Origin of the sequence: Microbacterium sp. zg-YB36 (assembly GCF_024623575.2) — a bacterium.
GTDB lineage: Bacteria > Actinomycetota > Actinomycetes > Actinomycetales > Microbacteriaceae > Microbacterium.
The window spans coordinates 1,323,309-1,345,232 of the sequence record NZ_JANJFD020000001.1 but is presented as its reverse complement, the minus strand read 5'-3'; the positions used below and the strand labels follow the sequence as shown (position 1 = coordinate 1,345,232).

The window sequence follows — 21,924 nt, the reverse complement described above, 5'->3', positions numbered from 1 at the left end:
GCTGTGGAGGTGTTCCGCTCGGCGTGATCTGACCGTCCCTATACGAGCGGTATCGGGTCGAAGATCGGGGATTCGGCGGCGCGCTTCGGGACGCCTGCATTGCGGAGGAGCCGTAGGCGACTGGCCATACGGAAGGCATCGGGGCGCCGGGAGGCATCCGCGAGGAAGTCGTCGAGGTAGACGGCAGCGGAGAATCCGACCGGCACGTCCGCATCAACGAGGACGTCCACGAGGTTGATGAAACGCTGTTGAGCCTCGGGATCGGCGGCGCTGAATGCCGGCACCTCCGTTATCGACCAGCGGCTGAACTCGCGGGCCCATTGCAGGTATTCCACCGTTGACGTAGGCGTGCGGCATAACTGATCGAATGTCGCCGTCAGCTCGCCGTTGTCTGTCGAGGCCACCGGGAATGATCTTCCCCGCACGGTGACACTGCGCGGCTGGAACGACCTGAGCGGAGGTGTCGCTGTCGACCAGGTGCCCGCTGCGAAGCCGCGCGTGTGGTTGTGGGTGACCGTCCGGTAGTCAATGGGGCCGTTGAGCGGCCAGACCTCCATGTTGGCTTTGATCAGGGCGATGCCCGGCTCAAAAATGTGGTTCCAGATCGGGTTAGGCAGAAGGTCGTCGGGCGCGTAGTTCGATGTCGCCAGGACAGTCAGTCCTCGAGCGAACACGTGGTCGAGCAGCCGCGTGAGGAGGCGAGCGTCGCCGGAATCATGCACGTGCAGTTCGTCGAAGAAGAGAAGCCGGGTGCTCCCAGCCACGTCATCGATCGCGCGTTCCACAGCGTCGCGTTCACTCCGGTGATTGTGGATGCTGCGATGCAGCTCGTCGAAGAATCCGTGGAAGTGAACGCGCGTCTTCTGCTGGATCGGAAGCGCCGCGTAGAACGCATCGGCCAACCAGGACTTGCCTCGGCCGGCGTCGCCGTGCACGTAGAGGCTGCGCGCGGATCCCCGTCGGACCGAGCCTCCGGTCAGCTCGCCGCCCAGCACAGCGAGCCGATCCAATGTGGCGCGTTGGGCCGGATCGAGCGAGAACCCGTCAGCGGAGGCCGCTGCCGCTACGGCGCGAACGAGTTCGTCTGTCCGTTTCACGGTTCCAGCGTGGCACGCCCTGACGTCATGACAGCTGTCCGGGGCGCCCCGTCCACCCAGGACGCCCCGAAATGCTGGTCGGATGCGACGCCGCTGCCGGGCCCTAGGCTGGCGCGCATGTCGCTGCTTTCGATCGTCCGCTCCGCCGCGGGAGCGGCCCTGCTGCTCAACGCCGTGCCCCACGGAGTCAAGGCCCTGCAGGGGGAGCCGTTCCCCTCGCCGTTCGCCGACCCGCCGGGAGTGGGGATGTCGCGGCCCGCTGTCAACGTGGTGTGGAGCGCGATCAACGCCACCGCAGGCTCGCTGCTGCTCGGTCGCGGCGTGCGCACCGTCGGCGAACGCATCGCCGCGGGGCTCGGCGCGCTCGGCATGGCCTTCGTGCTCGCGGCGCAGTTCGGCGACGTGATGCGGGGCGGCACCGGCCTGGCAGGCAAACGCGTCAGGAGCTGACCCCTGTCCTCGCCCGTTGAATCTGACCCGGGCGGTGCGCAGACTGGCCCCATGGATTTCGAGGTCTCCGACTTGCTCCGGCTCGAGACCGCCGGCTGGCAGTCGCTGTGCGACGGCACGGGGGGCGACTTCTACGGGTCGGTGATGACAGACGACGGCGTCATGGTGCTCGCCGACGGAACGGTGCTCGACCGCGCACAGGTCATCGCCGCGCTGGCTGACGCCCCGGTCTGGTCGGCATACGAGATCACCGACGAGCGATTGGTCGAGCTCGGCCCGGATGCCGCGGCATTCGTCTACCGCGGCCGGGCCTTCCGCGCATCGGGCGGTCCGCCGTTCGACGCCGTGATGTCGAGCGTCTACGTGCGCCGGGAAGGAACGTGGCGCCTCGCCGTGTACCAGCAGACTGCGGTGCCAGACGAGGAGAGCGTCGAGCTCTGAGACGGATGCCGCCCGGGGCGGCGGTGCGGAGGTTGTCAACCCGTTCCGCCGCAGCGGGGATCACGGTGGGATGGCACTCATCCGCTGTCCAACGAAAGGACGCCCCATGGCTGACACGACCGAGCTTGAGAAGCTGAACGAGCTGCTCAAGAAGTTCCGCTTCGCGATGGTGACCACGCGGCAAGCCGACGGCAAGCTGACCGCGCACCCGTTGACCGTGCAAGAGACCGAGTCCGACGGCGACCTCTGGTTCGTCATCGGTCGTCACGCCGCCGCCGCCCAGCACGTGCTGCACGACCCCAAAGTGGGGGTCTCGTTCAGCTCCAACGACGCCTGGCTGTCGCTGGCCGGCACCGCCGAGATCGTCGATGACAAGGCCAAGTTGAAGGAGCAGTGGAACTCGGGGCTCGAAGCCTGGTTCCCGCAGGGTCCGGAGGATCCCGAGATCGTGCTGCTCAAGGTCAACGCCGAGAGCGGCGAGTACTGGGACAGCCCGGGCGGCCGAGTCGCGAGCGCGCTGGCATTCGTCAAGCACAAGGTCACCGGTGAGCGCCTCGAGGGCGAGAACGAGAAGTTCGATCTCACGTGACACGTCCGGTACGCGAGGAGGTCGGCCCCGGGCAGGAGTCGGTGTGGGACTATCCGCGACCGCCTCGCGTCGAACGTGTCGACCGGCGGGTGCGGATCGAGCTGGGCGGACAGCAGATCGTCGACACCCGCGACGTCGTACGGGTGCTTGAGACGAGTCATCCGCCGGTCTACTACCTGCCGATCGCCGATTTCGCGCCGGGGTCGCTCAGCCCAGGCCAGGGGACGTCATTCTGCGAGTTCAAGGGGGCCGCGCGCTATCTCGACGTGCAGGCCGGCGAGGTGAACCGTCCGGCGGCGGCGTGGAACTACCCACGTCCCTCGCGCGGGTACGAGTTACTGGCCGACCGCGTGGCGGTGTACCCGCAGGCGATGGATCGGTGCCTCGTGGACGAGGTCGTGGTGACACCGCAGCCCGGCGACTTCTACGGCGGGTGGATCACGCCGGACGTCGTGGGACCGTTCAAGGGCGCGCCCGGCTCCACCGGGTGGTGACAGCAGAGGGGTGGGTGGCCCCGGCAGCGCGGCCACCCCCCCCACGCTTCGCTTTCGCGGTCAGCGGAGCGGTGTGCCCCATGTGCGGGGGCGCCCGGCCGCCCCGGTGGGTGGCCCCGGGGGGGGGGGGGGGGCGCCCCCCCCCCCCCCCCCCCCCCTCCGGTTCGATTACGCGGTCTGCGTCGCGGTGTCCCGCTTCGGCAGCACCCAGCCGGGGCGCACGAAGTGGCAGGTGTACCCGTGGGGGATCCGCTGCAGGTAGTCCTGGTGCTCGGGCTCGGCCTCCCAGAAGGGACCGGCGGGCTCGATGGTGGTGACGACCTTGTCGGGCCAGATTCCCGAGGCATCCACGTCGGCGATGGTCTCGCGCGCGGTCTGCTCCTGCTCGGGCGTCAGCGGGAAGATCGCCGAGCGGTAGCTGGTTCCGATGTCGTTGCCCTGCCGGTTGAGGGTCGACGGGTCGTGGATCTGGAAGAAGAACGCCAGGATGTCGCGGTACGTCGTCTTGGTGGGGTCGAAGACGATCTCGACCGCCTCGGCGTGACCGGGGTGGTGGCGGTAGGTGGCGTGGTCGTTCTGCCCGCCGGTATAGCCGACGCGGGTGTCCAGCACGCCGGGCTGGCGGCGGATCAAGTCTTCGACGCCCCAGAAACAGCCGCCGGCGAGCACGGCGGTCTCGGTGCCGGGGGTGCGGGTGATGGCTCCGGTGTCGGTCATGATGCGTGCTCCTCGTGCTGTCGTGTCAGCGGCCCGGTGGGGCTCCTGAAGTATTTCAGCCTCTGTGGGTCCCTGGCGCTGTGTCGGTCATAGAGAGCAACGGATGCCGGGGCGATTTTGGTCCCGTGAACCTGGGAGCGGGCTTTGAGTTGTGCGCGCTCGCCGATGATCAGGTGGCGGATGCCTGCCAGCCGCCGGGGCCGAGCTCGGCCGCGGAGCGCGCGAACTGATCGAAATACGCCCGCGAGACCAGTTCGCGGCGGCTCGTGACGCCCGCCTTGTCGAACACCGACTTGAGGTGATCCTGCACGGTGTAGGGGGACAGGTGCATCGCACCGGCGATCTCCCGGGTGTCGGCGCCGCGCAGCACCATCCCGACGACCTCGCGCTCGCGCACCGTCAGTCCGAAGGCGGCCGCGACGAGGTCGACGACCTCCTGCGGGCGGGCCTGCTCGATGGTCACGACCACGTCGCCGGCTCGGTCGCCGCTGCCGCCCAGGGGCGCGGCCTGCAGCACCAGCCACACGCCGTCGTGGCGCCGGACGCGCACGCGCGGCATCCGGTCGCTCTCGCTTCGCGTCAACCGGCGCGCGGCGCTGACCAGAGCCTGCACCGCCACCAGCGGGTCTCCCATTCCGGCGGCGGCGGACACCTGCCGCAGCTGCTGCTCGGCGGCGGGGCTCGATTGCACGATGCGGTCGTGCGCGTCGATCACGACCACGGCGGGGCCGGCGGCGGGCGGTTCGTCGACGCTGCCCTGCTGGGCGAGCAGGCCGGTGCGGATGCCGCGGGTGAACGCAGGCGCAACGGCCGCGATGAAGGCGATCTCGTCCGGGGAGAACGGCGCGTCGTCGCTGCCCCGGAAGACAGCGAAGGCGCCCCAGCTGCCGTTGCGGTCCGTGAACACGGCCCGGGCTTCGTCGTGAAAGTCGAACTGCGGCCGCAACAGCTGCGCCATGCGCGGGGAGCGCTCCACCTCGCCGGCAGTCGCCTCGTGCAGCCCGAGGGCGACCTCGCCAGCGGCGAGCATCGCGCTGTAGGTGGTGGGGTCGTCGCCGCCGTACTCGATCTGCGCCCAGAGGATGTCCCCTTCATTGCGTCCGGTGAGCGCACCGAGCTTGGCGGTGCTGGACACCATCGCGGTGGCCGGGTCGAGCGTCGACAGGCAGGCTGCGACGAACGGGACTGCCGTCTGCAGGGCGGCGGCGGCCTCATCGGCGAAATGCAGCAGTGGCAACCCGGCGCGCGACATCACATCGATGTCGCTGCGGGCGCGCCCCAGGGCGAGTGCCGAGGCCATGCAGATCAGTGTGCTCGCGCCGCGCGGATTGCACCATCCCCCAGGTTTCTGGGAGTGACGAATTCCCTTCTGCACTGGGATGGTGGCGCCGCGGGGGCCTCGGCAGACTCGGCGTCGGCCCTATCCGTACGAGACAAAATCGGAAGAAGTTGAAATGACACTGCAAGACCAGCCCGTCGACACGCGTGCAACGCAGTTGCGGGACGCGCTCGGGGACCGCATCGTGCTCGCCGGCGACGCCGAGTACGACACCGCCCGCCTGCCCTGGAACGTCGTCGCCGACCAGCGCCCGTTCGCCGTCGCCCGGCCCGAGAGCGCCGAAGATGTCGTGGACGTCGTGCGCGCCGTCGCCGCCGCAGGGTTGCGCGTCGCGCCGCAGTCGACCGGTCACGCCGCCGGGGCGCTGTCATGGGCGGACCTGTCCGACGTCGTGATCGTGAGCCTCGCGCGGCTGCGCGGGGTGACCGTTGACCCGGCCGTGCGCACCGCCCGGGTGCTCGGTGGATCGCACTGGAACGACGTGCTCGCCGCCAGTGCCCCGCACGGTCTGACCGCACTGCACGGCAGCGCGGGCGACGTTTCGGTCGTCGGCTACTCGCTCAACGGCGGGGTGTCGTTCTACGCCCGAGCGCACGGCCTGGCCGTGGGCAGCGTACGCGAGGTGCAGCTGGTGACCGCCGACGGTGCGCTCGTGCGTGCGAGCGCCGACGAGCACAGCGACCTGTTCTGGGCGGTGCGCGGCGGATCCGGCGCGTTCGGCGTGGTCGTCTCGGTCGAGATCGACCTGCTGCCGTATCCCGACGTGTTCGCAGGGATGCTGCTGTGGGACGTGTCGCACGCAGCGCGCGTCTCGCACGCGTGGGCGCAGTGGACCGCGGCGGCGCCGGAGAGCGTGACCACAGCGCTGCGCATCCTGCACCTCCCGCCGATGCCCGAACTGCCACCGTTCCTGAGCGGGCGGTCGCTCGTCGTGATCGATGGCGCGATTGTGGAGACCGATGCCGCGGCATCCGCCCTGCTCGAGCCGCTGCGCGCGCTGAGCCCCGAGATCGACACGTTCGCGCGCATTCCCGCGGCCGGACTCGTCGAGATCCACATGGACCCGCCGGCGCCCACGCCCTCCGTGTCGGCGCACGCGGTGCTCGGCGGGTTGCCCGCCGAGGCCGTCGACGCGTTCGTCGCTGCGGCGAATACCCCCGGCGTATTCGTCGCCGAGCTGCGACACATCGGCGGGGCCGTGGCGCGACCGGCTGCCGGCGGCGGCGCGCTGTCGGCGATCGTGGGGGAGTACGTCGTGCAGGGGATCGGTATGGCTCCCATGCCGGACGCCGTGCCGATGGTGGATGCCGCCGTGCGCGCGACCGTCGCCGCGCTGGCGCCGTGGCACACCGACGCGGTGGCGCTCACATTCATCGATGTCGCCGACGCCGATGCGACTCCCGCGTACGGTGCGGGGCTGGAACGGCTGCGGCAGCTGAAAGCCGAACATGACCCGCAGGGGGTATTCGTGCCGGCGAGGCCGTTCTAGGGCCGGTGCGCTCGGTCGTCGCGAACGATCCTTCGCGGGGGGGGTGCGGGGTCGGATGCGACGACCGAGCGCGCGGGCTTCGGCATCCACCCCGCTCGGTCGTCGCGAACGTCCCTGCAGCGCGCTCGCGGGGGCCGGATGCGACGACCGAACCCGGCCCCGGTCACGATGATCCGTGCCTCGCAGAAGCTGCGCCGGACCGCCGCCTCCGGCTCCGTCGCGCTCGTGATCAGCTGACCGCTGGGTTCACTCGGCGGCCTGCGGCACTCGCCCCAGTCGCACCAGGATCTCGAAGCGGTCGGGCACTCCCCAGTGCTCGACGATGCGGCCATCGCGCACGCGTGCGACGTCGATCACGGTGAAGCTCACCGGTCGCCCCGTCGCCGGTCCCAGGAACGGTCCGGTGTTCGTGGCCGCTGCTTCGGCGCGCACCCAGACGATGTCGTCGTGCTCGGCCCAGTCGGCGACCCGGAAGACGAGGTCGGGCATCGCGCGGTGCACGTCGGCGATGCCGCGCTTGACCTTCGCGATCGCCTCGAGGCCGCTGCCGGAGAGCCCGAACTGATGCTCGATGAGATCGGGCGAGCACAGCTCGTCGACGATGTCCTGATTGCCGGTGGCGAAGCCCTCGTGCAGCATCCGCTCGACCACCTGCAGGGCGGTCGATTCGATCCGTGTGGCATCCATGTCCTTGCCCCTCCGTTGGGTGCATTGTCTATGCATTCAATGCAGCAACACTGCAACGAATGCAGTAGCTAGTGTTGCTCTCGTGGAGCCGGACGTCAAGACCCATGGTTCGTCGTACCGCCAGGAGCAGGCGGAGGCGACACGCGTGCGTATCGCGGAGGCCGCGCAGAGCCTGTTCGCGCGCGATGGCTACGCGGCGACGAGCATGGATGCCATCGCGAAAGAGGCCGGCGTCGGCAACCGCACCGTGTACGCCGCGTTCGGAGCCAAGCGCGAGATCCTCAACCTCATCTGCGAGCGCTGGCTGGAGCGCGCCGACGCTCGGGGGCTCGCCCGCGGCATCCTGGCCGAGCCCGACCCGGTCGCACGAGTGCGCGGCGCCGCGCACTGGCTCACGGTGCTGTACGCCACCGACTTCGACGTCGTGCGCATCCTCGATACCGCCATGGACGAGGATGCCGACACCCGCGCCGTGCTGCGCGCGAAGCTTCGCGGCCGCAACCGGGTGATGGACCAGCTGATCGCGTCGGTGGAGGAGTCGCTCGTGCAGCCGCTGGCGGATGCGCAGGCGATCTACCGGGCGTTCGCCGCGCCCGGGGTCTTCGGCGAACTCGTCGTCGACTCCGGCTGGGAGCCGGAGCGCTTCGAGGAGTGGCTCGCCGGCATGCTGGTGGCGCAACTGCTGCGCGCGACGCCGTGATGCGGCCCGCGTCTTCGGACCCGTCCAACCTGCGAACTACGATCGAAGCACCGACCAACCCGAGGAGTCCCTTCGTGCCTGCAGCCGCCGATGCGCTCGCCCATGCCGACGACCTGGCCGCGTTCGTCGCGTCGTCCCCGTCGAGCTTCCACGCCGCCGCCCATGTCGTCGAGCGACTGCTGGATGCCGGGTTCACGCTGCTGAACGAAGGCGAGTCGTGGCCGCACGTTGCAGGCGGTCGCTTCGTCGTCGTGCGCGACGGCGCGGCGATCGCGTGGGTCGTGCCGCAGGGCGCGACCGCGCAGACGCCGGTGCGGGTGTTCGGCGCGCACAGCGATTCGCCCGGGTTCAAGCTCAAGCCGCAGCCGACGACCGGCAAGCTCGGCTGGCTGCAGGCGGGCGTGGAGATCTACGGCGGCCCGCTGCTGAACTCGTGGCTTGACCGTGAGCTGCGCTTGGCCGGCCGGCTGGTGCTCGACGACGGCTCGTCGGTGCTGACGGCGACCGGCGCGCTGTTGCGACTGCCGCAGCTGGCGATCCACCTCGACCGCGAGGCCAACGACCACCTGGCCCTGGACAAGCAGACCCAGACCCAGCCGGTGTGGGGTCTGGGCGAAGCGGAATCTGCGGACATCCTCGGTGAACTCGCGCGGGAGGCGGGGGTGGATGCCGCGCGAATCCGCGGCTACGACATCGTCACCGCCGACGCTGCCCGCGGCACCGTCTTCGGGCTCGACGACGTCTTCTTCGCGTCCGGGCGCCTGGACGATCTGGCATCCGTTCATGCCGGCGTCGTCGCGCTGGTGCGTGCCGCCGACGGGTTCGACGGCGACCACATCCCGATGCTCGCCGTGTTCGACCATGAAGAGGTCGGTTCGGGGACGCGGTCGGGGGCGGCGGGGCCCTTCCTCTCGGACGTGCTGGAGCGGGTGTGGATCGGGCTCGGCGCCGACCGCGAGGAGCAGCTGCGTGCGCTCGCTGCGAGCTGGTGCGTCTCGAGCGACGTCGGTCACGCCGTGCATCCCAACTACGCGCACAAGCACGACCCGGTGGTGCAGCCGAAGCTCGGGCAGGGTCCGATCCTGAAGATCAACGCGAACCAGCGCTACGCGACGGATGCCATGGGAGCGGCGGCCTGGAACGGCTGGTGCGCCGCCGCGGGAGTCGCCTCGCAGGAGTTCGTCTCGAACAACGCGGTGCCCTGCGGCTCGACGATCGGCCCGATCACCGCGACGCGGCTGGGCATGCGCACGGTGGACGTGGGCATCCCGATCCTGTCGATGCACTCCGCCCGCGAACTCGCCGGCGTGAGCGACCTGTGGGACCTGCAGCGCGTCGCGGAGGTCTTCTTCCGCGGCTGAGCCTCGCCGGGAGCGGGGCGCGCGGAGGTCACTCGCGGGGGAGCGGCTCGACCGCCGGCGCGGGGTCGGTGGCCAGCCGCGCGTGCAGTTCCACGTCGAAGCGGTCGTCGCCGTAGCGGAGCTTCGCGCGTTCGATCCCTTCGGCGATGAACCCGGCCCGGGTGGCGACGGCGCAGGATGCCGGATTGTTCACCCGGTGCCCGAGCTCCAGCCGGAAGAGGGCGCCGTCGGTGAACGCCCACTCCGCGGCGGCGACCACGGCGCGGACCGCCAAACCTCGACCGCGGAATCCGGATGCCAGCCAGTACGAAACCCACGCGGTGTTGTGCCGGGCATCGATGTGGGTGAGCGCGACGTTGCCGACCGGCAGCCCGGCGGCGACGATGACCCAGTTGCGCGTTGTGGCATCCGATCCGAGCGACTCCGCGATGAACGCGCCCGCTGCAGCGGGGGAACCCAGTCGATCGACGGGCAGCTGCGTCACGAGATCGGGCGTGGCGGTGACCGCGTCGACGAGTGCCGGTGCGTCGTCGGCGGTCCAGGCGCGCATCAACGTCGTCATCCGACCAGCGTATGGGGGCGGGCCGGGACGGGCTCACGCGTCGGCGGTCACGCGCCACGCCAGCCCGGGATAGTCGATGACCATGCCGTTATGGTCCACCGTGATGTCGGACGTGAACTCCCCGTCGCCGGTGCGATAGCGCACCTTGCGCTCGACGCCGTCGTAGTGCGAGCTGTACAGCTGCTCCTTGCGCAGCACCCGCAGCGTCGGCACTTCGACCCACGCCATGGCCAGCCGTGTCTCGTCGTGATCGCTGCGATGCAGGTCGAGTCGGCGGATCGGCATGACGTTCGTCACGGGACACAGCCCCAGGTCGCAGTCCACCGCATCGTGCAGGTCCACGTCCGGGCCGATGCCCGGCGCGGGCAGGTCAACGGTCCCGGTCTGCGCGACGGTCGAACGCCACTCGCCCGCGCTGTCGCGCCGCAGGTCGAGGGAGCGCGACCAGCCCTTCCCGAGAACCCGCACTCGCAGGTGTTGCGTCAGCCAGCCCTCGCCCACGTCGAGCGTCCACGACAGGGTGTACTGCCGCGTGACCGAGGAGCCGTGCGCCCGCATCGCGGCGGGCCGGAACCGCACATAGGCGGTGTCGATGCGCGACGGGTCGTCCTCACCGCGCCATTGGTATCGCTCGCTGTCCACGCATCCGGTCTACCTGGTGCCCTGTTGCGGGGCAATGGCCTTGCGTGGCGACGGATACCGGGTCATACGGCGCCGCGCGGCAGCGTCATGCGCACCTGCAGCCCACCCTCGCGCAGCGCGGTGATCTGCAACTGGCCGCCGTGCGTCCGCACCACGGACGCGACGATCGCGAGCCCCAGCCCCGCCCCTTCCTCCCCGGTGGGGCGGGCACGCCCCGCGCCGCGGACGAACGGCTCGGTCAGCGTCTGCGCCACCGCCGGATCGATGACCGGTCCGGTGTTCGACACCGTCAGCACGGCGGCACCGCCCGGTGCGGTATCGGTCGACACCGCCAGCTGCCCGCCCTCGGGCAGGTTGTGCACGAGGGCGTTCTGTACGAGGTTCGCCACAGCGCGGGTCAGCAGGCCGCGGTTGCCGTAGGCGGATGCCGCGTGCAGCGCCTCCTCGATGTGCACCGTGCCCGCGCCGCGCGAGCCCTCTCTCACGTCGTCGAGGACTTCCGCGACGAGCGTGGCGAGGTCGACCGCCTCCTTCGCGACGTCGCCGCGACCGGCGCGCGCGAGCAGCAGCAGCGCCTCGGTGCTCGCGATCGCCCGCTCGTTGGTCGCGGCGATACGCTGCAACACCAGGTCGATGTCGCGCCCCTCGGGGTCGGCCTGCGCGACCTCGACCATCGTGCGGATGATCGCGTGCGGGGTGCGCAGCTCGTGCGACGCGTTCGCGGCGAACCGGCGTTCCTCTTCGATCGTGTGCTGCACGCGGTCGAGCATTCCGTCGAAGGCATCCGCGAGGTCGGTCAGCTCGTCGCGCCGCCCGGGCAGGTTCACCCGATCGTCGAATCCGGCATCGCCGGCACGCTGGACGACCTTGGCGATGCGGTCGATGGGCGCCAGCATCCATCCCGCGAGGAACCAGCCGCCGGCCAGGCCGATGACGACCAACAGCGCCAGTGCCCAGCCCGCGCAGCGGACGAACACGTCCATCAGGTCGCTTCGGTCGGGCACCCAGCCGCCCTCGAGCAGCGTGAGGTTGCCCTCGGGCACGAACCGCAGCAGCAGCGCCCCGACCGCGAAGAGCGCGAGTCCCGCGATCAGCAGGAACACTGCATAGCTCAGGGTGAGCTTGACGCGTACGGACGGGCCGGGCAGGCGCGGCGTCACGATGCGGCATCCGTCATGCGATACCCGACGCCGGGGACCGTGTCGATCACCCACGGCTCGCCGAGCCGCTTTCGCAGTGACGAGATGGTGATGCGCACGGCGTTGGTGAAGGGGTCGGCGTTCTCGTCCCAGGCCCGTTCGAGCAGGTCTTCGGCGCTGACCACGCCGCCGGCGGCGTTCATCAGCACCTCGAGCACGGCGAACTGCTTGCGCGAGAGCGCGACGTAGTGACCGTCGCGGTAGACCTCGCGGCGGAAGGGGTCCAAGCGGATGCCGGCGAGCTCGAGCACCGGCGGGTTCCCCACCGCCGGGCGTCGCCCGAGGGCGCGCAGGCGCAGCACCAGCTCGCGCAGCGCGAACGGTTTGGTGAGGTAGTCGTCGGCGCCGGATTCGAACCCGGTCTGCTTGTCGTCGAGCCGGTCGGCGGCGGTGAGCATGAGGATGCGGGGGCCGCCGGGCGTGGCCGACAGCCGTCGGGCGATCTCGTCGCCGTTCGGACCGGGGATGTCGCGGTCGAGCACGACCACGTCGTAGCTGTTGACCGCCAGCTGCTCCAGCGCGGTGTCGCCGTCGCCGGCGATGTCTGCGGCGATCGCCTCGAGCCGCAGCCCATCGCGGATGGCCTCGGCGAGGAACGGTTCGTCCTCGACGATCAGCACCCGCATGCGCCCATCGTAGGTGCGCCGGTGTATCGGGAGCGTATGAGTTTTCGGCGATGCCCTGGCAACACGCGCCCGCGTGGGATGGGTGTCATGTTCCAGAGCACCCAGCGCCCCGTGCGCCGCCGTCAGACCGTCGTCATTGCGTCCCTCATCCTCGTGATCGTCGCGGTGCTGCTGAGTCTGGCGATGCTGTCGCCCATCCTGTGGGGTCCGATGAAGGCGGCGCTGCACACGCCGGGCGAGGCCGACGGCCGGCTCGCCGACGGCATCTCGGTGACGCTCGACGCGACGCACCTGCCGGCGATCTCGGGGCTCGACCCGGAGCTGCGGGAAGCGATGCTGCGGGCCGAGACGGATGCCGCCGCAGACGGCATCACGTTCGAGATCACGAGCGGCTGGCGCAGCGCCGAGCTGCAGCAGTGGATGCTCGACGAGCGCATCGAGCTGTGGGCCGATGAGGAGTTGGCGCGCCAGTTCGTCGCGACGCCGGAAAACTCGCACCACGTCACCGGGGACGCCGTCGACATCGCGTCGCTCGATGCGCAGCTATGGCTGATCGACAACGGATCCCGGTACGGGCTATGCCAGACGTACTCGAACGAGCGGTGGCACTTCGAACTCGCGACAGAGCCCGGGGGAGTGTGCCCGACGATGCTGCCGGATGCCGCGGGGTGAGGAGTCTGGGTCGGCGCCTCCTCTCAGCCCGCGGCGCGGTGGCGCGTGACACGCGTGCCGAGCTCGCCGAGCCCGTCGGTGATCAGCTCAGTGAGCCGGCTCGCGTAGAGGCCGGTGGGATCGAGGTCGGGATCGAACACGGTGATGCTTGCGCCGACGGCATACGGCGCCAGCGCGAGGAGCAGTTCCCGCAACTGGTTGGGAAGCAGCCCGCCCGGGTCGGGACTGTCGACCGCCGGCATGACCGATGCGTCGAGCACGTCGACGTCGAGCTGCAGCCAGAACCCGTTCATCCTTGCAGTGGCCGGGTTCGATGCCGGATACGCGCCCCAAACGCGGGGTATCGCGCGTTCGGTGCCGGATACGCGCCCCAAACGCGGGGTATTGCGCGTTCGGTGCCGGATACGCGCCCCAAACGCGGGGATCCGCGATCGCACGAGCCCCTGTCGCATCCGCCGTGAACGATATATCGTCAGGTATCGGTGAGACTCGCCGACAGTAAGAGGGGGACCATCATGAACGGTTCATTCGGTACGGGCGGCTTCGGCGGAAGCGGCAGCGGCGGAGCCAGCGGTTTCGGCGGCGCAGGCTCGCACGGCTTCGGCATCGGCGACCTCGGCCAGGGCGTGTGGGACGCGGTCGACCAGCTGCGCCGCGCATTCGAACCCCGCCCGAGCGGCACCAGTCGCATGGGACGCGGCGACGTGCGCACCGCGGTACTCGCGCTGCTCGCGGAGCGCCCGATGCATGGCTACCAGATCATCCAGGAGATCGAGGAGCGCAGCGGCGGCTCGTGGAAGCCCAGCGCCGGCAGCGTCTACCCGACCCTGCAGCTGCTTGCCGACGAGGGCCTGATCACCGCGGAAGAGGCGGGCGGTCGCAAGACCTACGCCCTCACCGAGGCCGGGCACATCGAAGCGGATGCCGCTGCAGGCAAGTCCGCGCCCTGGGAGAGCACCACCAAGGAGAACGTCCGCGTCACCGCACTGCCGAAGGCCGGCATGGACCTGGCTCAGGCCGCAGCTCAGGTCGGCCGCTCGGGCACGCCCGAGCAGGTGCAGGAAGCCGTCGAGATTCTCAACGAGGCCCGGCGCCGGCTGTACGCGCTTCTCGCACAGAGCTGATCCGCGTGACGACGGAGCGCCGGGAACCGCACGCGAGCGTTCCCGGCGTGGGGAGCATGCGCGCTCGCCGCGGGCGCATCCTGCGCTTCGCCGCGCGCTACATGCTGCAGTCGTGGTGGTACGAGCTGTTCCTGCCGCGCATCGGGCTGGCACGGGTGACGGCGCGCAGCCGCGCGGCGCGCATGACGCGCATCGCGGAGCGCTTCCACGTGCTGGCGGTCGAACTCGGCGGCCTGATGATCAAGGTCGGGCAGTTCCTGTCGTCGCGCCTCGACGTGCTCCCGCCCGAGATCACCAAGCAGCTCGAGGGGCTGCAGGACGAGGTGCCGCCGGTGCCGTTCCCGGCGATCCGGGAGCTTGCCGAAGCCGAACTCGGGGTGTCGCTCGACCGCGCCTACGCCTGGTTCGACGAGGTGCCGGTGGCTGCGGCATCCCTCGGTCAGGCCCATCGCGCCGGGCTCGCGCCGCTGGATGCCGAAGTGCTGGGCTCCGACGCGGTCGTGGTGAAAGTGCAGCGGCCCGGCATCCAGCAGGTCGTCGACGTCGACCTGGAAGCGCTGCGCAGGGTCGCGGTGTGGCTCAGCCGCGTGCAGGCCGTCTCGCGTCGCGTGGACATGCCCGCCCTCGTCGAGGAGTTCGCCCTGACGAGCCTCGCCGAGATCGACTACCTGCTCGAGGCGGGCAATGCCGAGCGCTTCGCCGAGAACGCCGCTGGCGACCCGCGTGTGTCGGTGCCCGAGATCGTGTGGGAGCGCACCACCCGGCGCGTGCTGACACTGTCGGATGTCACCGCGATCAAGATCAACGACGTCGCGGGGCTGCGCGCGGCCGGCATCGACCCGAGCGAGGTCGCGAACGTCTTCGCCTCTGTCATGTTCGGGCAGCTGTTCGGCGACGGGTTCTTCCACGCCGACCCGCACCCCGGCAACATCTTCGTCACGCCCGTGCTCGCTTCGGGCAATGGGACGGATGCCGCGGGGTCGCGGCCGTTCCAGCTGACTTTCGTCGACTTCGGGATGATGGGCGAAGTGTCGGAGTCGCTGCGCCGCGGCCTGCGCCGGCTCGTGATCGCCGTCGCCGCGCGCGACGGTAAGGGGCTGGTGGACAGCATCGGCGACGTAGGCGTGCTGCTGCCGTCGGCCGACACCCGCGAGCTCGAGCGCGCGATGACGCAGCTGTTCGCGCGGTTCGGCGGCATGGGGTTCGCCGAGTTGCAGCAGGTGGATCCGAAGGAGTTCCGCGACTTCGCCGTGGAGTTCGGCGACGTCGTGCGCGAGATGCCGTTCCAGCTGCCGGAGAACTTTCTGCTGATCATCCGGTCGATGTCGCTGGTTTCGGGGGTGTGCAGTTCGCTGAACCCCGCCTTCAACATCTGGGAGGCGATCGAGCCGTTCGCCGGTCAGCTGATGCGCGACGAGCAGGGCAACCTCGTGCAGGACGTGATGAAGCAGGCGGGCTCGGCGCTGTCGGTCGCTGCCGCGCTGCCGGGGCGTCTGGACGCGTTCATCGATCGGATCGAGTCGGGTGGGCTCGCGGTCGAGACGCCGCGGATCGACCGGCGCCTGGCGCGGCTGGAGCGCGCGGCGCGGCGGATCATCTCGGCGGTCCTGTTCGGGGCGCTGCTGGTGGGCGGCGCGCTGCTGCGGGGGACGGACGAGGTGTTCGGGATCGTGCTGATGTGGGCGTCGGTGCTGCCGCTGCTGCACGCCGTGTTCGCCGGGTGGCTCGGCGGCGGCGGGTCGCGCGGGGCGGGTTAGCGGAGCTCGCGCGGGTTCGAATCCTACGAGGAGAGCAACTTGCGGCGGTAGGGATTCACGACCAAGAGGCGCGGGTACGCGTACCGGCGAAGTCGCTTGGCCAGCTCCAGATACTCGCGGCTCAGATCGGTATCGGGCTCACCGTCCTTCAGGACGTATCGGTCGAAGATGCTGTTGTCGCCGGTGTACTGCAGCATTTTGGAAAGCCACAGGCGCGTTTCATCGATGGTCTCGGGTGACGAATCGGCGAGGAGTTTCTCTGCCTGCTCGATGAAGTCCACGGCGGCGGAGGGTCCGGGTCGGGCTACCTGCTTGAGAAGCGCCGCGAATCGGAGCATGTCCGTGGTCAAAGCGGAAACGTCAGTGTTCACCTAATCACCGTTCACATACGAGTCGTCGGGCACTATGCGGAGTTGGTGCAATGCGAAACAGCATATGCGTGCGGGGAAGGCGGAGAAAAGGATTGAGTTATGCGCGACAATCGGTCGCGCGACCAGGCCTCGCCAATACGGCTCGCTGAGGGCGTGGCGCACTCAGCGAGTGATGAAAGCCGACACGAGCCCGGGGAGCACAGCCAGAAAGGCGTATGCAGCCGGGAACAACGCGGCTAGTCCGACCACCGCCCATGCGAGCCGACGCCGGTGCGCGCTCACCACATCGGCGCGGAGCTTGTCGAAGGCGCTCAGATCGGCGACTGGCAGTGGCTGGTTCCCCCAGGTGGCCAGGTCGGACGCACGGTCGACGAGCTGAGCGACCTGGGACGCGTCGAGTGTCTGCGGGCGGCGACGCAGCCACCTGGCGAGCTGGGACGCGCGCAAGATGATCACCCTGTCGGGCCGCTCGCGCACCGTGATGTCCTTCGCACCGACGACGGCGACGATCGGGGTGACGGAAACGGGTGCGCCGACCGCGAGCGTGAGCAGCTTTGCCGCTCGGTCGGCCTCATGTTCGGCGTTGCGCAGGTGCTTTGTACGCTGCCCGTTGACGAGCAGCGCCTTTCCGGCCACCCATACCTTGCCGCCGTCGTGATTCTTCGAATTAATCGTGAAGACGCCGCCGGGTCCGATGACAACGTGGTCGATGTCGCTGCCCTTGGTGCCGACGGGAACTGCATGGATGGCATGCCATTCGGGGCCGACCTGGTCGAGCACGCGAGCGATCTCGAGCTCGCCGAGCGCGCCCATGTACCAGGGGCGAGCTTCGACGCCGAGCGGGGAGGCGCCGAAGAAGCGTGCAACTCCAGTGCGCGGTGGGGTCGCGGCGTGCTCGCGAAGCATCTCGGCAATGACGGCCGAACCGGGTGGGCGCAACCGCAGGGCGTCGGAGGCCTCGCGAGCGGGCGGAGTCGGTTCCCTGTCGGGAACCGGCACGGACGTTGGCGTCGGCGCTGGCGGGGGCACGGTCGCCGGTACCTCGCCACTAACACACGAGACGCACCGCACGCGGCGGCGGCCCTGTTCATAAATCGCTTCGGATCCTGCGGCCAGTGGCGTCGCGCAGAGATGGCATACCCCCGCGTATCGCAGCCGCATGCGCCGCTCGTTGTCAGCGATAGGTGTGTCAGTCATACGTCCCTCCGGGCATCGCGCCGAGTGATCAGCAGGCGGATGCCGAGACCGATCGCGGCCGTCACGACGGTGGTGATGATCGGTCGCAGGGCCAGTTCGGGGATGAGGAGCGCCGATCGGAACACACCGAGCCCGAAGTCGAGCATCTCGGCTGGATGGTCGACGTATACGCGCGCACCCAGGGCGCTGCCGATGCCGGTCATAGCCGCGGGTGCGACCCAAGCCAGCACCACTGCGACCACTGCCGAGATGACGCGGCCGACCGTGTTGATGCCTGTCCAAGCGATCGCGACGCCCACCAGCACCGGGGTCACCCACTGCGCAACGATGAGCGCGTCGGGGATACCGGCGGATGCCGAGCCGAACGGGACGATGAGCGAGGCTATCCACGCGCGCATAGCGATCGCGCCGACCGTGAGCCCGAGCAACGCGCCGGCGCGTGGCGCACGCACGATGAGTCGCGTGACGAGCGCCCCGACGGCGATCGTGAAGACCGAGCCGCCGGTCAGGCCCGCGAGGTAGATCGTGGACTCGACGCGGTCCTGCAGGCTGCCCGCGACGGTGATGGCGGTCTGGACCGTCGCGATGAGCTGCGGGACGACGACTCCCGCGATGAGGAGGGCAGTGGCCAACGGGATGTCGCGTGCGCGAAGCGCCCGGCCGGCGATGCCCGCCGCCGCCGCGCCGACGATCAGCAGCGCGAAGATCAGGTCCACGGCGTACTGGCTGAACGGCAGCAGCACGACCGGCAGGTCGGTCGGCTGGAAGGCCCACAGGTTCTGCATCGGCATGTGCGCGCCGGTCATGAGCCAGGGGAGTAGGCCGACGAGGGCGCTGGCAGCGCCGATGGCGAGAAATAGCCAGGGGGAGCGGACGCGCATCGGCAGGGCTGCGGAATCGGAAGTGGTGACTTCGGCGGTCAACGTGCCCCCTCTGGTCATGCCGCCATGGCGATGGTCGACAGCCTAGGGCCCTCTGATTCTCTATTCGTATTTGACGTGCTCGAATCCACCTCCAATTGAGGCGCAGCGACAAATGTAAAAGCGGTCGCCGATTACGAGCGCGCAACGAACTCGCTGATATGACTCGAGCGTTAGATCACCGCCGCGAACAAGTCACGTGGACTCGCTCGCAAAGGAGCCGACGCGCTAGGGCTTATCGGAGACTCAGTACCAGCCGACCGACTGCGACTGACCCCACGCGCCGCACGGGGTGCCGTAGCGGCCGGAGATGTAGCCGAAGCCCCACGCGATCTGGGTGGCGGCGTTGGTCTGCCAGTCGGCGCCGGCGCTGGCCATCTTGCTGCCGGGCAGTGCCTGCGGGATGCCGTAGGCGCCGCTCGAGGGGTTGTGCGCCTTGTAGTTCCAGCCGGATTCCTTCTGCCACAGCGACACGAGGCATCCGAACTGGTCGTCGCCCCAGCCGTAGCCGCCGAGCATCGAGCGGGCAGTCGCCTGCGCGTCTGCCGGGCTGCTGCCGCCGACGGCACCGCCGGTGGCGTAGACGGGGTTGGCAGGCGCGGCCGCGGGGGAGGACTCTTCCACCGCGGCGGCGGCGGTGGCGGCGGCCGCTGCGGCCTCGGCTGCGAGACGTGCCGCCTCGGCGGCAGCGGCTTCCGCAGCGGCCTTGACGGCGATCGCGGCGTCTAGCTGACCGCGCAGTCCGGCGGCCTGCTCGGTGACCGAGGCGGCCTCGGCGGTCACATCTTCGGTGACCTCCGAGAGATCGGCGAAGGGCAGCGCCTGCGCGCGCTCGAGTTGCTGCACCGACGTCGCAAGCTCCGTCGTGTCGACAGTGGTGACGGGGCTACCGATGTCGAGCCCGGATGCCGTGATGTCTGCCGTGACCGTCGTCGACGCCGTCATCGCGGACTCGGCGAGGGTACGCGCCTCATCGGCTGCGGAGGCGACCTCGATCGTCGAGTTCGACTCGACGGCACCGGGCTGCAGCGGAGCAGTCGACGATGCGAGCACGAAGTTCGGCGATGCCCCGGATGCCTGTGCGGTCGAGGCCGACGTTCCGGTGACTCCGACGGCGGCCACGAGGCCGACCGTCAGGGTTGCCACGACCAGAATCGGGCGGCGCTGGATGCGGCGCTCAGCGCGGCGTTCCGTGCGGCGCGCGGTGCGGCGATCGGGCAGTGACGTGGAGGTAGAAAGCAAGAGAAAACCGGTTCCGTATGTCGATGGCACGCCGATGTGCGACGCGTGGCATCCGTTCGGGCGGACGCAAGTGCCCGAGTCTGGTTGCACTTTCTGGACGGTTCCGGTGCGTTACCTGGGTGGTTCCTGGCAACGGCGTCGAGGAAAAGGCTCGATCAGCGCCGAATCGGCGCGTGGATTCGCGGGCTCAGACGAACCGCACCCAGTTCGCACCGTTGCCGGTTTCGGCCTGCTGCAGCAGCACCACGCTGGAGCCATGGACCGAGTACAGCGAGACCGTCGTCGAGCGCTCGCCGGCGGTGACGAGGTAGGCGCCGTCGGGGCTCACGGCGAATCCGCGGGGCTGCGGCTCGGTCTCGAAGAAGATCTCCGGAGCCGACACGGTGCCGTCGTCGGCGATCGACACGGCGCCCAGGGTGCTCTCGGTGCGCTCGGAGGCCCACAGTAGGCGGCCGCCGTCGGCCAGGTGCAGGTCGGCGCCCCAGATGAAGTGGTTCGCCATCGGGTCGGCACCGAACTCGCTGTGGCCGAGACCCAGCGTGGTGTCGTACGCGGTGGTTGCGCCCTGCAGGCTCAGCGTGCCGGTCTCGGTGTCGCGGGCGTAGTGCAGCACCTCGCCGGAGAACTCGGTCAGCACGTAGACGGCATCCTGCGCGTCGCTCAGCACGAGGTGCCGGGGGCCGCTGCCCTCGGGTGCCGCAACGGTTGCGGGGTCGAGGGGAACCAGGGCCAGGTCGTCGGCCAGCGCATACTGCGCGACGAGGTCGGCGCCCAGCGAGACGAAGTAGGCGAAGCGGCCATCGGCGCTGGGGAGCACGGAGTGCAGGTTCGGGAACTCGATACGCGACACCGGCTCGCCCACGACGCCATCGACGATGGGGGAGCTGATGCCGAAGCCGCCGCTGTACGAGGCGCCGAGCAGTCCGGCGCCGTCGCGGGTGAGCGCGAGGTAGTTCATGCCGCCGCCCTCGAGGTCGCGGCTGCTCTGCGGCGTGAGGCGCCCGCTCGCGCGGTCGAGCGACAGCGTCAGGATGCGGGAGGGGTCGTCCTTCGAAGCGCCCTTGACACCGGCGTAGACCAGGTCGCGGTCGGCGTCGACGGCGAACGTGGAGCAGCCGTTGAGACCGTCGGTGACGGCGAGACGGTCGAGCGTGCCCTCGGTGAGACGGAAGGTGCTGATGGAGCCGTCTTTGGCGTTGGCGACGAGGACGAGGTGCGAGTCGGTCATCCTTCGATCGTAGGTGGGAGGTGAGATCGGGCCGAAGGGGTTGCGCGTTGCGTCTCGTGACTCCGGCGCTCGCTCAACGACCGAAAGCGGCGAGGATCCGGCGCAGCGTGCTCTCGCCGAGCCGACTCATGCCGGGACTGGTCTCGCGGTAGTACCAGACCAGCCCCATCGACTGCTGCAGCGCCCACGCCGCGCCCCGGCGCCACTCGAGATCGTCGCACTCCAGCTCGGCGCGCAGCACCGCGCGCATGTCGACGTCGAGCAGGTGCCACGCCCCGACGAGATCCAGTGCCGGGTCTGCGGGCCCGAAGCCGCCGCCGTCGAGCACGCCGACGAGGTGCTCGCCGTCCACGAGCAGGTTGCCGGGGATCAGGTCACCGTGCGTCATCACATCGGGCCCGGCGGCGGGGAGTGCGCGCAGCTCCGCCCACAGCGCGCGAAGGCGATCCACCGGCAACAGCCCGACGCTGCGCTCGAAGCACACCTGCATCCACTCATCGGCATCCGTCAAGCTGCCGCCACGGCCGGACCCGGCGAATGCGCGCCCCCTCGTGTCGGCGGCGCGGAGCGACTGCACGAGGTGGACCAAGTCGCGGGTGAAGCCCTCGGAGCGCGCCAGTCCGTCGGGCGTCGCGACGGTACCCGGGAGCCACGTCTGCACCGACCACGGCAGCGGGTAGCCCGCACCGGGAGCGCCTTCGGCCACCGGAAGGGGTGTGGGAAACGGGCAGGATGCCGCGAGCTCGCGCATCGCCGCGGTTTCTTCCGCGATGAGGGCACGCGCCTCGCGCGGGTCGGCGTCACGGAGCGGGAACCGCGCCGCGAGGGCGTCGCCGATGCGGAAGATGGCGCTGACGGTGCCGTCCGTCGTCATGCGGTGCACCGGCTCGTCGCGCCACTGCGGAAACTGCTCGGCGATCAGCCTGCGCACGACGTGCTCGTCGATCGCGAGCTCGTCGGCGTGCATCGGCATGCGGTGACGTTAGCGCGGTTCGGCCCGCCTGCGGCTCGCTCAACGAC

At 70.0% G+C, this 21,924-nt stretch carries 25 protein-coding genes; 10 read left to right on the top strand and 15 right to left on the bottom strand.

Annotated elements, in window-relative coordinates:
* Positions 1-38: 38 nt before the first annotated feature.
* Complete coding sequence (zapE, locus tag NQ151_RS06900; protein ID WP_257527520.1) at positions 39-1,097, bottom strand: cell division protein ZapE; 1,059 nt, start codon at positions 1,095-1,097, stop codon at positions 39-41.
* Between the two features lie 117 nt (positions 1,098-1,214).
* Here zapE and NQ151_RS06895 point away from each other — a divergent pair, with 117 nt between their 5' ends.
* The 4 genes from NQ151_RS06895 (at position 1,215) to NQ151_RS06880 (ending at position 3,071) form a co-directional block, all read left to right on the top strand.
* Positions 1,215-1,547 (top strand): hypothetical protein, encoded by a 333-nt coding sequence (locus NQ151_RS06895; RefSeq protein WP_257508066.1) that lies wholly within the window; start codon positions 1,215-1,217, stop codon positions 1,545-1,547.
* A 51-nt stretch (positions 1,548-1,598) separates the two neighbouring features.
* Positions 1,599-1,988 (top strand): nuclear transport factor 2 family protein, encoded by a 390-nt coding sequence (locus NQ151_RS06890; protein ID WP_257527519.1) that lies wholly within the window; start codon positions 1,599-1,601, stop codon positions 1,986-1,988.
* Positions 1,989-2,094: 106 nt separating this feature from the next.
* Positions 2,095-2,577 carry a pyridoxamine 5'-phosphate oxidase family protein gene (locus NQ151_RS06885; RefSeq protein WP_257508068.1) on the top strand — a complete coding sequence of 161 codons (483 nt, stop codon included), beginning with the start codon at positions 2,095-2,097 and terminating at the stop codon, positions 2,575-2,577.
* Positions 2,574-3,071 (top strand): DUF427 domain-containing protein, encoded by a 498-nt coding sequence (locus tag NQ151_RS06880; protein ID WP_257527518.1) that lies wholly within the window; start codon positions 2,574-2,576, stop codon positions 3,069-3,071. The genes NQ151_RS06885 and NQ151_RS06880 overlap by 4 nt, the downstream gene beginning before the upstream one ends.
* A gap of 168 nt (positions 3,072-3,239) precedes the next feature.
* Here the strand turns inward: NQ151_RS06880 and msrA are convergent, their stop codons facing one another.
* Positions 3,240-3,788: a peptide-methionine (S)-S-oxide reductase MsrA gene (gene msrA, locus NQ151_RS06875; protein ID WP_257527517.1), complete on the bottom strand. Its 549-nt coding sequence runs from the start codon at positions 3,786-3,788 to the stop codon at positions 3,240-3,242.
* Positions 3,789-3,957: 169 nt separating this feature from the next.
* Positions 3,958-5,088: a helix-turn-helix transcriptional regulator gene (locus NQ151_RS06870; protein WP_257527516.1), complete on the bottom strand. Its 1,131-nt coding sequence runs from the start codon at positions 5,086-5,088 to the stop codon at positions 3,958-3,960.
* Positions 5,089-5,242: 154 nt separating this feature from the next.
* On the opposite strand from NQ151_RS06870, the gene NQ151_RS06865 reads away from it, so the two are divergent.
* A complete protein-coding gene (locus NQ151_RS06865; protein ID WP_257527515.1) occupies positions 5,243-6,616 on the top strand; it encodes an FAD-binding oxidoreductase in 1,374 nt (457 codons plus the stop codon).
* A 246-nt stretch (positions 6,617-6,862) separates the two neighbouring features.
* Here the strand turns inward: NQ151_RS06865 and NQ151_RS06860 are convergent, their stop codons facing one another.
* Positions 6,863-7,303 (bottom strand): ester cyclase, encoded by a 441-nt coding sequence (locus tag NQ151_RS06860; protein ID WP_257527514.1) that lies wholly within the window; start codon positions 7,301-7,303, stop codon positions 6,863-6,865.
* Between the two features lie 82 nt (positions 7,304-7,385).
* Here NQ151_RS06860 and NQ151_RS06855 point away from each other — a divergent pair, with 82 nt between their 5' ends.
* Positions 7,386-8,003 carry a TetR/AcrR family transcriptional regulator gene (locus NQ151_RS06855; protein ID WP_257527513.1) on the top strand — a complete coding sequence of 206 codons (618 nt, stop codon included), beginning with the start codon at positions 7,386-7,388 and terminating at the stop codon, positions 8,001-8,003.
* Positions 8,004-8,077: 74 nt separating this feature from the next.
* A complete protein-coding gene (locus NQ151_RS06850; protein ID WP_257508075.1) occupies positions 8,078-9,364 on the top strand; it encodes a M18 family aminopeptidase in 1,287 nt (428 codons plus the stop codon).
* A gap of 28 nt (positions 9,365-9,392) precedes the next feature.
* Here NQ151_RS06850 and NQ151_RS06845 read toward each other — a convergent pair whose 3' ends face one another.
* From NQ151_RS06845 to NQ151_RS06830, 4 genes are all read right to left on the bottom strand, one after another.
* Positions 9,393-9,926: a GNAT family N-acetyltransferase gene (locus tag NQ151_RS06845; protein WP_257527512.1), complete on the bottom strand. Its 534-nt coding sequence runs from the start codon at positions 9,924-9,926 to the stop codon at positions 9,393-9,395.
* 33 nt (positions 9,927-9,959) lie between these two features.
* Complete coding sequence (locus NQ151_RS06840) at positions 9,960-10,568, bottom strand: putative glycolipid-binding domain-containing protein (RefSeq protein ID WP_257508077.1); 609 nt, start codon at positions 10,566-10,568, stop codon at positions 9,960-9,962.
* Between the two features lie 62 nt (positions 10,569-10,630).
* Positions 10,631-11,728 carry a sensor histidine kinase gene (locus NQ151_RS06835; RefSeq protein WP_257527511.1) on the bottom strand — a complete coding sequence of 366 codons (1,098 nt, stop codon included), beginning with the start codon at positions 11,726-11,728 and terminating at the stop codon, positions 10,631-10,633.
* Positions 11,725-12,393, bottom strand: a complete 669-nt coding sequence (locus NQ151_RS06830; RefSeq protein ID WP_257527510.1) for a response regulator transcription factor — start codon at positions 12,391-12,393, stop codon at positions 11,725-11,727. Before NQ151_RS06830 ends, NQ151_RS06835 begins: the two co-directional genes overlap by 4 nt.
* 87 nt (positions 12,394-12,480) lie before the next feature.
* Here NQ151_RS06830 and NQ151_RS06825 point away from each other — a divergent pair, with 87 nt between their 5' ends.
* The gene (locus NQ151_RS06825; RefSeq protein WP_257527509.1) at positions 12,481-13,065 is read left to right on the top strand and encodes a M15 family metallopeptidase; all 585 of its coding nucleotides are present in this window, start codon (positions 12,481-12,483) and stop codon (positions 13,063-13,065) included.
* 23 nt (positions 13,066-13,088) lie between these two features.
* Here NQ151_RS06825 and NQ151_RS06820 read toward each other — a convergent pair whose 3' ends face one another.
* On the bottom strand, positions 13,089-13,358 hold the full coding sequence (locus NQ151_RS06820) for an arginase family protein (RefSeq protein ID WP_257527508.1): 270 nt from the start codon (positions 13,356-13,358) through the stop codon (positions 13,089-13,091).
* 222 nt (positions 13,359-13,580) lie between these two features.
* Here NQ151_RS06820 and NQ151_RS06815 point away from each other — a divergent pair, with 222 nt between their 5' ends.
* The gene (locus tag NQ151_RS06815; protein ID WP_257508082.1) at positions 13,581-14,189 is read left to right on the top strand and encodes a PadR family transcriptional regulator; all 609 of its coding nucleotides are present in this window, start codon (positions 13,581-13,583) and stop codon (positions 14,187-14,189) included.
* A gap of 56 nt (positions 14,190-14,245) precedes the next feature.
* Positions 14,246-15,946, top strand: a complete 1,701-nt coding sequence (locus tag NQ151_RS06810; RefSeq protein WP_257527842.1) for an ABC1 kinase family protein — start codon at positions 14,246-14,248, stop codon at positions 15,944-15,946.
* Between the two features lie 23 nt (positions 15,947-15,969).
* Here NQ151_RS06810 and NQ151_RS06805 read toward each other — a convergent pair whose 3' ends face one another.
* The 6 genes from NQ151_RS06805 to NQ151_RS06780 all read right to left on the bottom strand — a co-directional run bounded on the left by NQ151_RS06805 (position 15,970) and on the right by NQ151_RS06780 (position 21,877).
* On the bottom strand, positions 15,970-16,317 hold the full coding sequence (locus NQ151_RS06805; protein ID WP_257508083.1) for a hypothetical protein: 348 nt from the start codon (positions 16,315-16,317) through the stop codon (positions 15,970-15,972).
* A 162-nt stretch (positions 16,318-16,479) separates the two neighbouring features.
* Positions 16,480-17,316: a nuclease-related domain-containing protein gene (locus tag NQ151_RS06800; RefSeq protein ID WP_257527507.1), complete on the bottom strand. Its 837-nt coding sequence runs from the start codon at positions 17,314-17,316 to the stop codon at positions 16,480-16,482.
* Between the two features lie 194 nt (positions 17,317-17,510).
* Entirely contained in the window at positions 17,511-18,455 is a 945-nt protein-coding gene (locus NQ151_RS06795; RefSeq protein ID WP_257527506.1) for a hypothetical protein, read from the bottom strand.
* Between the two features lie 225 nt (positions 18,456-18,680).
* Positions 18,681-19,580 (bottom strand): aggregation-promoting factor C-terminal-like domain-containing protein, encoded by a 900-nt coding sequence (locus NQ151_RS06790; RefSeq protein WP_257527505.1) that lies wholly within the window; start codon positions 19,578-19,580, stop codon positions 18,681-18,683.
* A gap of 283 nt (positions 19,581-19,863) precedes the next feature.
* Positions 19,864-20,904 carry a lactonase family protein gene (locus NQ151_RS06785; RefSeq protein ID WP_257527504.1) on the bottom strand — a complete coding sequence of 347 codons (1,041 nt, stop codon included), beginning with the start codon at positions 20,902-20,904 and terminating at the stop codon, positions 19,864-19,866.
* Positions 20,905-20,977: 73 nt separating this feature from the next.
* Positions 20,978-21,877, bottom strand: coding sequence for an aminoglycoside phosphotransferase family protein (locus tag NQ151_RS06780; RefSeq protein ID WP_257527503.1), 900 nt, complete (start codon positions 21,875-21,877; stop codon positions 20,978-20,980).
* Between the last annotated feature and the right edge of the window lie 47 nt (positions 21,878-21,924).

Excerpts from the sequence above, each read along its gene's own strand:
- NQ151_RS06815 (WP_257508082.1), top strand. The coding sequence starts at position 13,581 with ATGAACGGTTCATTCGGTACGGGCGGCTTCGGCGGAAGCGGCAGCGGC.
- NQ151_RS06810 (WP_257527842.1), top strand. The coding sequence starts at position 14,246 with ATGCGCGCTCGCCGCGGGCGCATCCTGCGCTTCGCCGCGCGCTACATG.
- NQ151_RS06895 (WP_257508066.1), top strand. The coding sequence starts at position 1,215 with ATGTCGCTGCTTTCGATCGTCCGCTCCGCCGCGGGAGCGGCCCTGCTG.
- NQ151_RS06885 (WP_257508068.1), top strand. The coding sequence starts at position 2,095 with ATGGCTGACACGACCGAGCTTGAGAAGCTGAACGAGCTGCTCAAGAAG.
- NQ151_RS06870 (WP_257527516.1), bottom strand. The coding sequence starts at position 5,088 with ATGGCCTCGGCACTCGCCCTGGGGCGCGCCCGCAGCGACATCGATGTG.
- NQ151_RS06825 (WP_257527509.1), top strand. The coding sequence starts at position 12,481 with ATGTTCCAGAGCACCCAGCGCCCCGTGCGCCGCCGTCAGACCGTCGTC.
- NQ151_RS06865 (WP_257527515.1), top strand. The coding sequence starts at position 5,243 with ATGACACTGCAAGACCAGCCCGTCGACACGCGTGCAACGCAGTTGCGG.
- NQ151_RS06860 (WP_257527514.1), bottom strand. The coding sequence starts at position 7,303 with ATGGATGCCACACGGATCGAATCGACCGCCCTGCAGGTGGTCGAGCGG.
- NQ151_RS06830 (WP_257527510.1), bottom strand. The coding sequence starts at position 12,393 with ATGCGGGTGCTGATCGTCGAGGACGAACCGTTCCTCGCCGAGGCCATC.
- NQ151_RS06785 (WP_257527504.1), bottom strand. The coding sequence starts at position 20,904 with ATGACCGACTCGCACCTCGTCCTCGTCGCCAACGCCAAAGACGGCTCC.
- NQ151_RS06795 (WP_257527506.1), bottom strand. The coding sequence starts at position 18,455 with ATGACCAGAGGGGGCACGTTGACCGCCGAAGTCACCACTTCCGATTCC.
- NQ151_RS06820 (WP_257527508.1), bottom strand. The coding sequence starts at position 13,358 with ATGAACGGGTTCTGGCTGCAGCTCGACGTCGACGTGCTCGACGCATCG.
- NQ151_RS06780 (WP_257527503.1), bottom strand. The coding sequence starts at position 21,877 with ATGCCGATGCACGCCGACGAGCTCGCGATCGACGAGCACGTCGTGCGC.
- msrA (WP_257527517.1), bottom strand. The coding sequence starts at position 3,788 with ATGACCGACACCGGAGCCATCACCCGCACCCCCGGCACCGAGACCGCC.
- NQ151_RS06845 (WP_257527512.1), bottom strand. The coding sequence starts at position 9,926 with ATGACGACGTTGATGCGCGCCTGGACCGCCGACGACGCACCGGCACTC.
- NQ151_RS06890 (WP_257527519.1), top strand. The coding sequence starts at position 1,599 with ATGGATTTCGAGGTCTCCGACTTGCTCCGGCTCGAGACCGCCGGCTGG.